At 62.5% G+C, this 14,444-nt stretch carries 16 protein-coding genes and 1 tRNA gene; 6 read left to right on the top strand and 11 right to left on the bottom strand.

Annotated features, from left to right (window positions below):
- Nucleotides 1-19 precede the first annotated feature (19 nt).
- The 4 genes from RCF49_RS03575 to RCF49_RS03590 all read left to right on the top strand — a co-directional run bounded on the left by RCF49_RS03575 (nt 20) and on the right by RCF49_RS03590 (nt 4,435).
- A complete protein-coding gene (locus RCF49_RS03575) occupies nt 20-1,108 on the top strand; it encodes an ABC transporter ATP-binding protein (protein WP_342642674.1) in 1,089 nt (362 codons plus the stop codon).
- Between the two features lie 55 nt (nt 1,109-1,163).
- Nucleotides 1,164-2,336, top strand: a complete 1,173-nt coding sequence (locus RCF49_RS03580; protein WP_342642675.1) for a M20 family metallopeptidase — start codon at nt 1,164-1,166, stop codon at nt 2,334-2,336.
- A 36-nt stretch (nt 2,337-2,372) separates the two neighbouring features.
- Nucleotides 2,373-3,221 (top strand): polysaccharide deacetylase family protein, encoded by an 849-nt coding sequence (locus tag RCF49_RS03585; protein WP_342642676.1) that lies wholly within the window; start codon nt 2,373-2,375, stop codon nt 3,219-3,221.
- A gap of 734 nt (nt 3,222-3,955) precedes the next feature.
- Entirely contained in the window at nt 3,956-4,435 is a 480-nt protein-coding gene (locus RCF49_RS03590; RefSeq protein WP_342642677.1) for a toll/interleukin-1 receptor domain-containing protein, read from the top strand.
- 232 nt (nt 4,436-4,667) lie between these two features.
- Here the strand turns inward: RCF49_RS03590 and RCF49_RS03595 are convergent.
- From RCF49_RS03595 to RCF49_RS03620, 6 genes are all read right to left on the bottom strand, one after another.
- A tRNA-Ser gene (locus tag RCF49_RS03595) sits at nt 4,668-4,757 on the bottom strand.
- Between the two features lie 186 nt (nt 4,758-4,943).
- Nucleotides 4,944-5,324: a hypothetical protein gene (locus RCF49_RS03600; protein ID WP_342642678.1), complete on the bottom strand. Its 381-nt coding sequence runs from the start codon at nt 5,322-5,324 to the stop codon at nt 4,944-4,946.
- A 116-nt stretch (nt 5,325-5,440) separates the two neighbouring features.
- Nucleotides 5,441-5,692, bottom strand: a complete 252-nt coding sequence (locus RCF49_RS03605) for a chemotaxis protein (protein ID WP_342642679.1) — start codon at nt 5,690-5,692, stop codon at nt 5,441-5,443.
- Between the two features lie 141 nt (nt 5,693-5,833).
- Nucleotides 5,834-6,040 (bottom strand): hypothetical protein, encoded by a 207-nt coding sequence (locus tag RCF49_RS03610; protein ID WP_342642680.1) that lies wholly within the window; start codon nt 6,038-6,040, stop codon nt 5,834-5,836.
- Between the two features lie 258 nt (nt 6,041-6,298).
- Entirely contained in the window at nt 6,299-6,871 is a 573-nt protein-coding gene (locus RCF49_RS03615) for a sigma-70 family RNA polymerase sigma factor (RefSeq protein WP_342642681.1), read from the bottom strand.
- Complete coding sequence (locus RCF49_RS03620) at nt 6,868-7,098, bottom strand: NepR family anti-sigma factor (RefSeq protein ID WP_342642682.1); 231 nt, start codon at nt 7,096-7,098, stop codon at nt 6,868-6,870. The genes RCF49_RS03615 and RCF49_RS03620 overlap by 4 nt, the downstream gene beginning before the upstream one ends.
- Before the next feature lie 216 nt (nt 7,099-7,314).
- Here RCF49_RS03620 and RCF49_RS03625 point away from each other — a divergent pair, with 216 nt between their 5' ends.
- Entirely contained in the window at nt 7,315-8,118 is an 804-nt protein-coding gene (locus tag RCF49_RS03625) for a response regulator (protein WP_342642683.1), read from the top strand.
- Between the two features lie 72 nt (nt 8,119-8,190).
- Here the strand turns inward: RCF49_RS03625 and RCF49_RS03630 are convergent, their stop codons facing one another.
- Together RCF49_RS03630 and ribA are read right to left on the bottom strand one after the other, a co-directional pair.
- Entirely contained in the window at nt 8,191-10,032 is a 1,842-nt protein-coding gene (locus RCF49_RS03630) for an ABC-F family ATP-binding cassette domain-containing protein (protein WP_342642684.1), read from the bottom strand.
- A gap of 145 nt (nt 10,033-10,177) precedes the next feature.
- Nucleotides 10,178-11,296: a GTP cyclohydrolase II RibA gene (gene ribA, locus RCF49_RS03635; RefSeq protein ID WP_342642685.1), complete on the bottom strand. Its 1,119-nt coding sequence runs from the start codon at nt 11,294-11,296 to the stop codon at nt 10,178-10,180.
- A 144-nt stretch (nt 11,297-11,440) separates the two neighbouring features.
- Here ribA and RCF49_RS03640 point away from each other — a divergent pair, with 144 nt between their 5' ends.
- Nucleotides 11,441-12,127, top strand: coding sequence for a RibD family protein (locus RCF49_RS03640; protein ID WP_342642686.1), 687 nt, complete (start codon nt 11,441-11,443; stop codon nt 12,125-12,127).
- A gap of 18 nt (nt 12,128-12,145) precedes the next feature.
- On the opposite strand, the gene RCF49_RS03645 is transcribed toward RCF49_RS03640, so the two are convergent.
- Genes RCF49_RS03645 through RCF49_RS03655 form a run of 3 tightly spaced genes read right to left on the bottom strand, consistent with a single transcriptional unit; the run spans nt 12,146 to nt 14,435 of the window.
- Nucleotides 12,146-12,943, bottom strand: coding sequence for an SAM-dependent methyltransferase (locus RCF49_RS03645; protein ID WP_342642687.1), 798 nt, complete (start codon nt 12,941-12,943; stop codon nt 12,146-12,148).
- A 35-nt stretch (nt 12,944-12,978) separates the two neighbouring features.
- Nucleotides 12,979-14,034, bottom strand: a complete 1,056-nt coding sequence (locus RCF49_RS03650) for a glycosyltransferase family 4 protein (RefSeq protein WP_342642688.1) — start codon at nt 14,032-14,034, stop codon at nt 12,979-12,981.
- Nucleotides 14,031-14,435: a 6-pyruvoyl trahydropterin synthase family protein gene (locus RCF49_RS03655; RefSeq protein ID WP_342642689.1), complete on the bottom strand. Its 405-nt coding sequence runs from the start codon at nt 14,433-14,435 to the stop codon at nt 14,031-14,033. Before RCF49_RS03655 ends, RCF49_RS03650 begins: the two co-directional genes overlap by 4 nt.
- Nucleotides 14,436-14,444 lie beyond the last annotated feature (9 nt).

The following is a 14,444-nucleotide window of genomic DNA, read 5'->3' on the forward strand; positions in this document are numbered from 1 at the left end:
CATCGTCAGGACAGTCCGAATGTCAGATGTGCGCTTGACGGCCGTGAAGAAATGGTACGGCCGGGTTCTGGCGGTCAACGGGATCTCGCTTTCCGTTGACCGTGGCGAGATGGTGAGCTTCCTCGGCCCCAGCGGCTGCGGCAAGACCACGACCCTGCGCATGATCGCAGGCCTGGAGGAGCCTGACGAGGGCGAGATCACCATTCGCAACACACGCGTGAACAATGTGCCCACCTATCGGCGCAACATTGGCATGGTGTTCCAGAACTACGCCCTTTTCCCGCACATGACGGTCTACCAGAACATCGCGTTCGGATTGTCGATGCGGAAGCAGCCGCGCAGCGAAATCGACCGCAACGTCAAGGATGTCATGCGCCTCGTCCGGTTGGACAGCCAGGGCGACCGCCTTCCCTCGCAGCTCTCCGGTGGCCAGCGCCAGCGCGTGGCACTGGCGCGCGCCATCGTGACCAAGCCCGATGTCCTGCTTCTGGACGAGCCGCTCGGCGCCTTGGACAAGAAGCTGAGAGAGCAGATGCAGATAGAAATCCGCTCGCTCCAGCGCGAGGTCGGCATCACGACCATTTTTGTCACGCATGACCAGGAAGAGGCACTCACCCTTTCGGATCGGATCGTGGTGATGGAGAGTGGGTGCATCGTCCAGGTCGGCACGCCCGAGCAAATCTACCGGCAGCCCGCCACCCCCTTCGTTTCCGATTTCATTGGCATTTCAAATGCCCTGAAGGGCAGAGTGGAAACTGTCGAGGCACCGCTGGCCAAGGTCCGGCTGCAGGGCAGCGGGTCTTTGGTGACGGTCCCACACGCAGCCGGCATTGCCGTGGGCCAAGAGGTCAGCGTCTTGATCAGGCCGGAGAATATCGTCTTGTCCGATCTGCCGAGCGAGGGGTTCAATGTCGCAACCGGCACCGTCACCCATGTCATCTATACCGGTGCCCTGACCTATTACCATCTCACGGATGGTGCTAGCCTTCGCTATATCGCGCTGGCGACCAATGCTGCCACTGGCGCTGCCGGCGCCCATCCGAGCATTGGCGAGACTGTGACATTCGGCTGGGGATACGAGGCCTCGCGCCTTTTGCCAGCAGGCTGACCATCCCGGAGCATTTCGACAGCGCGCATGTTTGCGCGTCTTCACTGAGGATCAAATGGCGTCAAATCATTCCGCGCGTAGCGAGGTTCTGGCCTGGCTGGAAGGCCATGAAGCAGAGATGTTCAGCCTGCTGGAAAAGGTGGTCAATGCCGACAGCGGCAGCCGCGACGAAGCGGGCCTTGCAACCGTCGCGCGTCATTTCGAGGAGGCCCTTCAAGGCTCGGGCCTTCAAACGAGACTTTATCCGCAGCCGGGATATGGCACCTGCCTCGTCGCCGCCGTTCAAGGTGAAGCCGGCCCATCGCGCGACCATTACCTGCTCATGGGCCATATGGACACGGTCTTCCCGAAGGGCACGGCTGCTGCCCGGCCCTATTCCGTGACAGACGGCATGGCCCATGGGCCCGGCGTCGCCGATATGAAATCGGGCCTGGTGATGAACACCTTCATCGCCAAGGCCTTTGCCGAGCTCAAAATTTCAACCCGCCCGATCCAGGTGCTTTACACCTGCGACGAGGAGATCGCCTCCCCCGCCTCGCGCACGCTCATCACCGAGATGGCGAGGCATGCGCGCGCGGTGTTCAATGCGGAGCCGGGCCGTGTCAGCGGCAATTTCGTCAGCGAGCGCAAGGGCGCCTTCTTCATCGATTTCGAGGTCACGGGCATTCCCGCCCATTCCGGCGTCAATCATGACAAGGGCCGCAGCGCCATCGAAGCCCTCGCCCGCAAGATCATCGAGCTCCACGCCCTCACCGATCCGGCCACGGGCGTCACCGCCAATGTGGGGACTGTCCATGGCGGCCAGTCGATCAACACGGTCGCCCCTTACGTGAAGGCGCAGCTCGACATCCGCTTCACCCATCACGTGGATAAGGAGAGGCTCTATAGGCGGATTTCCGATATCATCCATCATGTGCATGTGGATGGGACGGCCGCCAAAATCACCCATGAGAGCAATTTCCTGCCGCTGTTCCCGACCAAGGCGAGCGAACAGGTGATCGAGGCCTATCGCGCCTGTGCCCATTCGCTCGGTCTCATGATCGAGGGCGAGCCCACCGGCGGCTCGGCCGATAGCGGCTTTGCCCTGGCGGCGGGTGCCCCCACCGTCTGTGGCACGGGCCCCGTGGGCGGCAATGCGCACACCCCAGAGGAATATTGCGATCTCAGCACCTTCGTGCCGAGGGCCCAAGCGGTTGCCGCCACCATTCTTGCGCTCGAAAATGCCTGATTTCCAAGCCATGCCGCACCATCCGGGAGAAGACCGATGACCCAGAAGAAATTGATGGCCTGCTTGACCTTTGACTTCGACGCATGGTCGGGGCTTGCCGCCCGCGGCATGCTGACCCCGACGCCGGTCTCGCGCGGTGAGTTCGGCGTGGTGGCCGTTCCCCGCATCCTCGAGCTGCTCAAGCGCTACGGCATCACCGCCTCGTTCTACACGCCCGGAATTGTCATCGAGACCTATCCACGCAGCGTCGAGGCGATCGTCGCAGCCGGCCATGAGATGGGCAATCATGGCTATACCCATGTTCCCCCCTCAAATCTCTCGAGAGAGCAGGAAGAAGAGAGCCTGGTGAAGGGCGGGGAAGCGGTCGAGAAATTCTGGGGCCGCCGTCCGGCCGGCTATCGCTCGCCCTCATGGGATCTCAGCGACAACACCGTCGATCTCTTGCTGAAGCATGGTTATCTCTATGACAGCAGCATGATGGCCCATGATCACTCGCCCTATCGGGTCCGGCAGGGCGACAAGGTCTATGTCGACCGCCCGATGGAGTTCGGAACCGTCACCAATCTCTATGAAATGCCCGTCGCCTGGAGCCTCGATGACTTCCCGCATTTCGAGTTCATGCGCACGCCGACCAGCGTCACCAACGCGCTGATGAACACCAATGGCGTGCTCTCGAACTGGCTGGACGATTTCGAATATATGCGCCGGACCTGCGATTGGGGCGTGCTCACCTATACCTGCCATCCCTATGTGATCGGCCGCGGCCACAGAATGCTGTTCCTCGAGCGCCTCATCGAGGGTCTGATGTCGAAGGGCGCCGAGTTCGTGACCATGGAAGCGGCGGTTCATGCCTTCCAGGCGCGCGAAAAGGCGGGCCTGGCGTAAGCTGAGACAACGAAGCCGCGGGCGATCACGGGCTGATCGAGCCCGCCCGCGGGCTGCCACGCCGTACGTTCCTTGGTGGCTTGTAACGCTTCAGGACAGCTGAGAACGATTGGCGGCGAGATTACGCGTCGTGAACGGCCCAACTGGCGGGCCGAAGCCGACGCAACGGAAAGCTGGGTCTAGCTGTCGATGAAGGTGAGAGCGAATGTCCGAATTGCGGTGGTTTTTGCACGGTTCGCTCTTGGCCATTGCGTACATCCACACTCGGACGACGGCCAGCGCCGGTTTGCGGCCACTCAAGTGGCCGTCAGGGGCAGGAGGTCACCCACCCTGCTAATCCGAATCATCAAACAGGGCTTGTAGCAGCGCCCGGCCGTCGGCCTTGCCCACGGCTGAACGCCACCGACTTAGCCCTGCCGACCAGATCGTAAGATCAGGCCGGAGGAGCCACAGCCGAGGGGCGAAGTCGCTTACGTTAGCGGTTGAGAGCGGCCAGGGCATTAGGTATCGTCAACCCCATGGCAAGATGCACAGCACCAGTACATGGCCATCGCACAGCGAGCGGTCGAGCGGCCTGCCCAGCGTGTGGTGGCGGCATTAGCCGCCATAGCGGCTACGGGTCGTACTCGTACCGACCCTACTCTTCGTCAGCGAGTAGCGGAGGCGGCCGGAGCAGTGGAGGTGGGTCCGGCAGCAGCAGGAAACCGAGATGGTCGCCAGCAGGTTCGTCCGTCGTGTACACGGACGCACAGGTGCGATCACTCACGCCAATCCGCAGCAGCGTCGAGAATCGACCGCTCCTACCTGACCGTCGAGATGTCTTTCTCTGCCACGCGTGGGACGACCGGAAAGGGGCCGCCAAGCAGCTGCACGATCTGCTCGAGTCGCACGGTGTCTCTGTCTGGTTCAGCGAGAAGGACGTCTCCCTCGGCACGACGTTGCTCCGCGAAATCGACAAGGGACTGGCGAAGTCGCGAATCGGGATCGTGCTGGTAACCCCTGCTCTGCTGCGCCGCATCCAAGGAGAGGGCGTCGCTGAGAAAGAGTTATCTGCACTGTTGGCGCGTGACCTGCTCGTTCCCATCGTGCACGACACGACGTACGAAGCTCTTCGTGAAGTCAGCCCCCTACTCGGCTCGCGAAGCGGCTTGAGCACTGCAGAAGAGCCGATGGCAGACGTCGCGGCCAAGCTCGCGGAGCTGGTCGCCCCCTAGCTTATGGCCGGGGTGGCGCATCTGACGTCGCACAAAGCGGTACAGGGCTGGCGAGGCCGCGCCCCAGTGTGTTTCCACACACCCTTTGCTACACCGCTGCTCCCGTGTCGACCCTGTAAAAGCGAGTTTGCATGCAACGAGTGCCACGCGTCTCGACGGTCAAGCGTGCGTTAGAGCTGCGAGTGCGGCAATCGGCGGAAATCTCGCACCACAGGGGGCAATCGGCGGCGGTTGGCGGAGGGGGTGGGATTCGAACCCACGGTGCGCTTGCACGCACGGCGGTTTTCAAGACCGCTGCCTTAAACCACTCGGCCACCCCTCCAGCGCGATCAGGGCAAAGCCCGCTGATATGCCTTAGGCCGGACCGGGTTCTATCATCCGCTCGCGGCCTTGCAAACCCCGCAATGTCGATACGCGCACAGATCCCGCCGAGAGCCATGGATTGCGACGGCATTGTGCGATGATCTCGCAACTTCCCTCAACGCCATTGCTTCGAGGGCACTCTCACTCAAAAGCAAGGCCTGAGCGCTGCGAGCACCGGTCCCTCCCACTCGGGGAAGACGTAGAGATCAACCACCGTTTCGCCCTGGGACAGCACCATGAGGCGCACCCAATAGGGCCGCAACGGCCCAATGAGGTTGTCGCCGTAGAGAGGCGCGACCTTGGCGATGACATTGGGCTCCTGGATGCTCACCCGATGCAGGATCGGCAGGCCGGCCGGGGATGATTGCTCGAAGGCCCGGTCCAGCGCGCCGACAACGCAGGCGATGCTGGCCTTGAATGGCCGCTTCGCCACCCAGCTCGCCACCGGCGGCTCATCGCGCAGGGTTGGGCCTCCGCAGCCGGCCAGCAGGAGCGCCAGCGCTAGCGCTAAAACATACTGTTTCATAGCTGTTTCCCCGGTCTCGCCCGCTGCGCCGACGTGTAGCTTGATTCTCTCTGAGTGAATAATGCGCGGAGAGCGCGGCGCAATCAATGATAAGCGGTGCTTATCCCCTCGCCCGCTCAGTTTCTTGGGGTTCCAGGCGGCGGCAGGCGCTCTGCCCGGTCTGCCATGCGCAAAAGCGCGCCCGCCAATGCGCGTGCCTGCGCGGAGGTGAGCACGAGCTGCACCGCTTCGAGCCCGGGTTTTTCCGCATGACCCGAGCCATGCTCGATGCGCAGGGCGCAGGCTGTCTCCGCCACGACCGCCGTCTCATAGCCCGCGAGCGGCCGGAGCAGGATCATGCCGCTCTCATCCTTGGTCCATTCGGCCATGCCATTCCCCTCCGCTGATCAGCCCGGGACCTTAGAGCATTTTCGAGCGAAGCGGGTACCGGTTCGCGTGAAGAAAATGCGAGCAAGGGAACTGGCCGCGCGAAGCTTACTCGCCGGCCAGTCCGGTTGAAACCTTGGGGCTTAGTGGGTCCAGCTGGACTCGGTGGCGTTGAGATGGTCGGCCGGCTGGACAGGTTCCTGCGCGACCGCCGGGTGATGCAGGTGAAAGACCGGCGGGAACGGGTTCCAAGACTTCACGACGATTGTCTCGACCGTGCCTCCATTGGAACCAGAGCCGCTTATATCCACCGAAGCGGGGTCTTGGGTCATCACCGGAGCGAAAGTCATAATGTGCCTCCAAATTTCAGAGCACGCCGACCTTAAATGGCTGATCAGAGTTTTCCTACTTAAGGTTGTGTAATTTGGCCCCGCTCAACGCCTCCGGTGGATTTGGCACCCACCAAGGCGCGCCAAGCTGCAACGACCGGTCTCATGGCGAGGGGCTAGAGCTTCGCTGTTCTTGTGGCGAAACGCTCTAGCCGGCCTCCTGTCGGCGGCGAGAGTGCCGTGGCTTGTCCAGATGGGCGCGACTGGGATCGCGTCCACTCACCGTCTTTGAAATTGCGAGGATGCGGTTCCAGCAAGGCTCAGCACCGCCTCGGACGTGGCGTCGTTGCTGAATTCCCCTGCGTTTTCGAGCGCGAGGAGCTCGATGAGGCGACGCCTCGCGCGGCTCACCCGGCTTTTCACCGTGCCGACCCGGCAGCCGCAGATCTCCGCTGCTTCCTCATAGGAAAAGCCGGAGGCGCCCACCAGGATGAGGGCCTCGCGCTGCTCTTCCGGCAGATCGGCGAGGGCGGCGCGAAAATCCTGGAAATCCATGTGGCTGTCCTGGCGGGGAATGTCGACGAGCCTGGTTTCAGCCTCCCCTTCCCCGTTATCGACCTCGTTGCGCCGCCGTCTTCGCTCGGAATAGAAGGCGTTGCGCAGGATCGTGAACAGCCATGCCCTGAGATTGGTGCCTTCCTGGAAGCTCTCGATATTGGCCCAGGAGCGCATCAATGTCTCCTGAACGAGATCATCCGCCTCGTCGCTATTGCCGCATAGCGAATAGGCGAAGGCGCGCAGATTGGGGATCTGGCTGATCAGCAATGTCCGCAGATTACCTGATACGGTCATGCGTCATCCGACCCTTTCTTCTGCGCCTCTAGCTGAGCCATGAGGTTCAGCAGGCGATCGGGGATCGGTTGCTTGACAACGTCCTCGTAAAGGGCCTTGAGCTGGCGTCCGAGCCTTTCCTGGATTTTCTTATCCACTACCGGATTGTTCTGGTCGCCTCTTTGCTCTTCCAAATTGGTCGAGGGATCGACGCTCGCCCCCATGTCATCATTTTCCCTGGTCACCATGATCGTCCATTTCGCAAGGCCCCTTTTTGCCGGAACAGCGCACTGGCCCCACCGGTAGAATTTAACGCCGGATGCTCTGGACCGGTTCCCTGAGCCGGGGAACTTTTTGATGGCCCATTCGTTTAGCGGGTGCCAACTTATTCATCGGGCGCTGTCGCGGCTGAGGTTGCGGCTGCTCCGGCCCGAACCCCACCGGTGGTATCAGAGAGGGAACCAATGCCGCTTACTGAGAAGATTGCCCCGAATATCCCTTATCTGAGGCGCTTCGCCCGTGCGCTTTGCGGCAATCAGAGCAGCGGTGATGCCTATGTTGCAGCCACGCTGGAGGCGATCATCGCTGATCCCTCCTCCTTTCCGTCAGACCAGGACCCGCGCGTTGCCCTGTTCAAGACCTTCCTGAAGATCTGGCAATCCCTTGAAGTGAACCAGCGCGAAGATGGCCCCGGTGCAAGTCCTGCGGCCATGGCCGAGCGTCGGCTGGAGCAGCTGCCCCCGCGCCCCCGCCAAGCCTTCTTGCTCACCGCTGTCGAGAGCTTTTCGCCCGATCAGGTTCAGACCATTCTCGATGTTTCCCCGGAGGAGCTGGACGAGCTCCTGGATACGGCAGGTCGCGAGATCGCCCGGCAGGTGGCGACCGAGATTTTGATCATCGAGGATGAGCCGATCATCGCCATGGATCTGGAGGCGCTCGTCGAGGGTCTTGGCCATTCGGTCCTGGGCATCGCGCGCACCCACAAGGAAGCGGTTGGCGAGGTCCAGAAGAAGCGGCCCGGCCTCATCCTCGCCGATATCCAGCTGGCGGATGGAAGCTCGGGCCTTGATGCAGTCAATGAGATTCTCGGCGGGCTCGAGGTGCCGGTGATCTTCATCACTGCCTATCCCGAACGGCTGCTGACCGGAGATCGCCCGGAACCCACCTTCCTGATCACCAAGCCATTCCAGCCCGATATGGTGAAGGCCATGATCAGCCAGGCCCTCTTCTTCGACACCAGGGCCCATAACCGGGGCGCCGCAGCCTAGAGGGCTTTCGCTTATCTTCGAGTGCGCGATCTCTAGCCCCTCGCTTCCCAGTCCCGGGGGGCAAGATCCCGATCAGCCCTCGATTTCCTCGCGTAAAATTTCGAGCTCGAGCCAAGCCTCTTCCGCCTCGGCAAGCGCCACCTGAGCTTTTTCCAGAGCTTGCGCGGTGGCTGCAAAGCCGCCTGCGTCCTTGGCGTAGAAATCCGCCGATGCAAGCTTCGCCTGCAGCATCGCAACCTCACCCTGCAGGGCCTCGATCCGGCCCGGCAGCACCTTGAGATTATGCTGCTCCTTGGGCGAGAGCCGTCGCTTGCTCGGCACCTGCTGCGGGGTGGATGCTGCTTTTTCAGGGCGCAGTCCTATAGTGGCTGCCGGCTTCTTCTCGCCCATTCGCGGCCGGCCGCCGAGATCCTGGCCTCGTTGAGCGATCATATCCGAATAGCCGCCCGCATATTCGATCCAGCGCCCGCGCTTGACCTCGTTCAGGCTCTCCGGCGTGATCACCGAGGTGACGACCCGGTCGAGAAAGTCGCGATCGTGACTGACCAGCAGCACGGTGCCTTCATAAGTGCTGAGCAGCTCTTCGAGCAGATCGAGCGTTTCGAGATCAAGATCATTGGTCGGCTCGTCCAGCACCAGGAGATTGGAGGGCTGCGCCAAAGCCCGTGCCAGCATCAGGCGGCCCCGTTCGCCCCCTGACAAGGCATGCACAGGTGTGCGCGCCTGCTCCGGCGTGAACAGGAAATCCTTCATATAGCTGATGACATGCTTGGGCTGCCCGTTGACGAAGACCGTATCGCCCCGCCCGCCGGTGAGGGCCTCCGTGAGGGTCCAGCTCGGATCGAGCGCCGAACGCTTCTGGTCAAGGCTCACCATTTCGAGATTCGTGCCAAGTCTGATAGTGCCGCTGTCCGGGGCCATGATCCCGGTGAGCAGCGCAAGCAGCGTGGTCTTTCCCGCGCCATTGGGCCCGACAATCCCAACCCGATCGCCACGGCCGATCCTGATCGAAAACTCGCGGACGATGGGCACTCCATCGAAGGACTTGCTGAGATCCTTTGCCTCGATCACCAGCTTGCCGGAGGCTTCCGCTTCGGATGCGGCCATGCGCGCCACGCCCTGCACGCGCCGCTGCTCGGCCCGCTTCTGCCGAAGCTCCTCGAGCCCGCGTAACCGGCCCATATTGCGCTTGCGTCGGGCGGTCACCCCATAGCGCACCCATTCGAGCTCCATCGCGATCTTCTTGTCGAGCCGCTCGCGGTCGCGCTCCTCCTGTTCGAGCACCTCATCGCGCCAGGCCTCGAAATGAGAAAAGCCCCGATCGATGCGCCGCGTCAGACCGCGATCGAGCCACACGGTCGCCTTGGAGAGATTGGTGAGGAAGCGGCGATCATGGCTGATGATGACGATCGCCGACCGCATCGCGGAGAGCTCGCTGTCCAGCCATTCGATCACCGGCAGATCGAGATGGTTGGTGGGCTCGTCCAGCAGAAGGATGTCCGGCGAGGGCGCGAGCACCCGGGCCAGCGCCGCGCGCCGGGCTTCGCCCCCGGAGAGCGTGGCGGGATCCTCGGTACCCGTCAGGCCGAGTGCGTTGAGAAGATATTGGGCGCGATAGGCATCATCCGCAGGTCCAAGCCCCGCCTCGACATAGGCGAGCGTCGTTGGCGCCCCGCCGAAATCCGGCTCCTGCGGCAGATAGCGGATGGTGACGCCTGATTGCGCCACCCGCTCGCCTCTATCGGCCTCGATGAAGCCGGCAGCGATCTTGAGGAGCGTCGATTTCCCCGAGCCGTTGCGCCCGACGAGGCACAGCCGGTCACCGGGCTCGACGGTCAGATCCGCTGACGTGAGCAGGGGCGTGCCGCCAAAGGTGAGCTGGATATTCTGAAGCGTAAGGAGTGGGGCAGCCATGATTTCGGAAAGCCAGGCAATTCGTCATGATCAGATCGGGCTCGTGCCTATAGCACAGCGCGCCAAACCGCGCGACTTGGCGCATGTCACAAGGCTTGCGAACAGTGCTCAAGTCGCAACACGGCCAAACGGGCCGGTTCTCTGCCTATTCTCCGGCCTTTGCGGCGTTCAGCAGCGCTTTATCGATCATATGCCCGGCACGCTCGCGCTTGGCCTGGAGATAGCCGCGATTATAGATATTGAGCCGGCCTGTCAGCCGCTGCGAGCCGACAACCGTAAGCCCCGATTGCTGCAGCGCCGCAATCTTGGCCGGATTGTTGGTGAGCAGTGTTATCGTCTCGAAGCCCAGCTGCTTGAGCATGCTCGCGGCAAATTCGAAACGGCGATGATCCATGTCGAAACCGAGGATCTCGTCGGCCTCGAACGTATCATGCCCTTCAGCCTGCAGCCGATAGGCCCGAAGCTTGTTCGAGATCCCGTTCCCGCGACCCTCCTGATCGAGATAGAGGATCACACCGCCGCCATGTTCGGCCATATGCGCCATGGCCCCGCGCAGCTGATCACCGCAGTCGCATTTGAGGCTGCCGAACAAATCACCCGTGAGGCAGGCCGAGTGCAGCCGGACCAGCACCGGCTTTGTGGGATCGGGCTCGCCGGGCTTGGTGCCGATGAGGATCGCGATCTGATCGCGCATCCCCTCGCCCCCGCGAAATACCACGAATTTCGAGTGAGGGGCCATTTCGAGCGGCACCGGTGTTTCCGTGACGATCCGCACGCGCGCCGCCCGGCTTGCACGATAGGCCTCGACCGCAACCGTGTTGACCCGGCAGAGAGCGGCGAGCTTCTCGCGCGTGGCCGTGCTCACCGGCACGGTGATGACCGCCGGCAGAAGCAGGGCCAGCCGGACGAGATCGAGCGACGCAAGTTCGATGGCGGTGGGCGCCGACAGGTCTTCTGTAACGTCCGTTGTATCGCTTGTAACGAGCTCGGCGAGCCGCTTCGTGTTGATCGGCTGATCTAGAATCACTGCGGCCCCACGATCGGCAACCATCCCGAGATGGCGCCAGCGCGCCGAGGTCATGACCAGCCGCAGCGGTCCCGAAGCCACTGCTTCGAGCTTGGCAAGGAACGCTTCATCCAGCGTCTCGACAGCGGCCACCACACTCACCGCATCGCCTTGTGAGACGAGCACTGGCCGGCCGGCGCGCAGCTCCCCCATGCTGCGTTCGACGGCGAGCGTCTCGGAATCTCCCAAAAGGGTCATGAATTGGCTAACTGCCTTATGTGTGGAGGACACCATCAAGATTTGCCTCTGGACGCGAGCTTACTCTCGGAGTGAAGCGCCAATCCGATTACTATAGGGTTCAGCAAGAGAAGCAAATTGCTATCGCCGCACAGTAGGTTTTCGATGTCGCAGTATGAGGCCGCGTTCTCGCCGATTGCACAATCCGATCCCCAAAAGGCCTTCGTGATAGCCCAGCTGGGGCAATCTCTGGATGGACGCATTGCCACCGTCACCGGTGCCTCCCGCTATATCAACGGTCCGGCCGCTTTGGATCATCTGCATCGCCTCCGGGCCGAAGTGGATGCCGTGATCGTTGGCGTCGGCACCGTCATCGCCGATGATCCTCAGCTCACCGTGCGCCGGGTTGAGGGTGCGACACCGGTGCGGGTCATCATCGATCCCCATGGCCGGGCCCCTGCTGAGGCCCGGTGCCTCACCGATGGTTTCGGTCCGGTGATCCGAGTGACGTGCGAAACCAGCTCCTGTGCTGCGACAAGCGCGGATGTCATCACTTTGCCCCTATATGGTAACGCATTCGATCCGCATCAAATCGTGGCGGCGCTGATGCAGCGTGGACTGCGACGGCTGCTCGTCGAAGGCGGTGCGCGGACCGTTTCGTCCTTCATCGCCGCCCGCGCGCTCGACCGCCTTCATGTTCTGCTCGCTCCGATTATTATTGGGTCGGGCAAGACTGGGCTCAACCTGCCGCCAATCTCAACTCTGACCCATGCCCTGCGGCCGCGTATGCAAGCCCATCCCTTGCCCGGCGGCGATGTGCTGCTCGACTGTGATTTGCGGTCCACCCCCTGAAGCAGGTGCCTTTTGCCCTCACGGCCTCGCGCCGAAACTCTTGGCGGGAGCATGGGGCCGGACACGCTGTGGCCGGTCCGGAATGGCAAAGATGTCCTTATGCCCGATGGCGCAGGCCTGGGCGGTCTCTCGCGCCTGACGCCAGTCCTCGACATCGCGAGTGGGAAGGCTTCCCTCGCGCGCGACCGCATCGGCAATACTATGGGCAAGCGCCCGGATCAGCTGGCCGTCGGCGGTTGTCAGCTGCCAGTCGCTCGGTCCCATGACGATTTGATAGCCCCGCGCCTCGAGCAGCGTCACCAGCCAGTTCCAGGCATCAGGGCCCAGGGCAGGACCAAAGCCCTTATCCCGCCTCTGATCCCGCAGGAAGGCCGCCAGAACGTCTGGATCTAACCCGTGGAGCGGCAGCCATCGCTCTACGCCCGTATAAATAAGGCTCACATAAAGAGGCAGCCTGCGGCTGGCGACGAAGCCCACGAACTGTTCGACCCATGGGGCTGATACGAGATCGAACAGGGCTGAGGCGGTGACGAGCGCGCAAGGGGCGGATAAGCAAAATGCCTGTGCAAGGTCAGCCGCGAGGTCGATCTGCTCCCGATCGATCTCGATCGCCGAAGTGGTTGGCTCTATTTCCTCAAGCAACGCCGCATCGTGATCGATCACCGTCCAATGTTGCGCGGGCGGAAGCAAAGGCGCGGTTGCGCGAAGATTGGAGCCGGTCCCGGCGCCGAGATCGACGACCGCCAGCTCGCTGCGGCCGGAGAAATAGGCCCGCACCGCATCAGCCACCCGCTTGTTGCGAGAGCGATGGTCCACGGGTTCTCTCAACGCTAACCACTCCGCGGTGAAGCTCATCTCTGTGACCGCTTCAGAACATTGGCAATGATGCCGGCCGTTTCTTTCCACCTTGGCAGTTTCTGGGCATGGTCCCAGGCGCCATCCGCCAACCGGCGCCGAAAGCCCGGATCATCGATCAAACGAAGGATCGCGCCCGCCAGAACATAGGGATCATCCTTTGGCACCAGCAATCCCGCGCTTGATGGCACCACCTCCGGCAGCGCGCCGGCTGCCGCACCGATCACGGGAAGACCATGGGCCATTGCTTCGGCGAAGACCATGCCATAACCCTCATAGCGCGAGGGCAAGACGAACATGTCCGCTTGCAAATAGATCTGCGCGAGGCGGTCGGGCTGGATCGCGCCGGGCAGCGCGATCCGGCTCTCAAGACCGCGGGCGGCAATCTGCTTGCGCAGCGCAGCCACGCTATTGGGATCGAGGTCGGTCGCGCCGATGATCGAGCTCTCCCAGGCCCGGTCGGCGATCAGGGCCAGCGCATCCACCAGAATGTCGAAGCCTTTGCGCGGAATGATTGATCCAACCGACAGGATCTTGAGCGGTTCGTTCGGCTCGAGCGGGCGCGGCGCACGCGGCACGGGCTCGATGCCCGGCGGCGCGATTGTGATAGCCGATGCGGAAAGTCCAAAAAGGCTTTGGATGGTGAGCGCTGTGGTCCGGCTTGGCACGATCACATGCTGGGCCATGGCAAGGGCAGCCCGCTCCGATGCGAGGAGGCTCTGCGCCTCCTCAGTGCTCAATCCATGTTCGAGCCCGAGCGGGTGATGGACGAGGGCGATCACCGGCCGGCCGAGCGCCTTGAGCATCGGAAGAGGCAAGGCCCCGAAAACCAGACCGTCAGCGATGAGAGCCATGTCTCGCGGCACCGCTTTGAGGCGGCGATAGGCTTCCCCGAGCTCCGCCTCGCTCGGCCGTGGAAAGCTCTCCGGCAGCTGCAGGGCTTGTGCGGAGACCCCGTGCTCGGGCAAGGCCTCCAACACCTTCCGCGCATAGGCATAGCCTCCGGTCAGTGTATCGATCGGCGCTGGCAGCGCGAGAACGACCGCAGTCACGGCGAGACATCCCCCTCATACCAGGCGCGCGCGAGATGGGTTTCCTGGAGGGTGATACGCACCCGCTCGACCCCTTCCGACCCAGGCCCGAACGCGCCGGCCCGTAGCCGCTCGACAACGGCATTGAAGATCAGACGGCACAAGAATTCGGTGGTGGTGATACGACCTTTCAGATGCGGCATCCGATCGAGATTCTGGTAGTTCAGCGGTTCGAGCACCTCCCGCAGCACGCTCGTAGCGCGTCCGATATCGAGCACCACCTCATCTTCCGTAAGGTCGGGTCGCATGAAGGCGGCATCGACCACATATGTTGCCCCATGGAGATTCTGTGCCGGCCCGAACAAGGGTCGCGGCAAGCTATGGGCAATCATGATATGATCACGCACCTCAACAGCGTACATGTGGGCTCT

Origin of the sequence: Rhodoligotrophos sp. CJ14, from assembly GCF_038811545.1 — a bacterium.
In the GTDB taxonomy this organism is placed as follows: Bacteria; Pseudomonadota; Alphaproteobacteria; order Rhizobiales; family Im1; genus Rhodoligotrophos; species Rhodoligotrophos ferricapiens.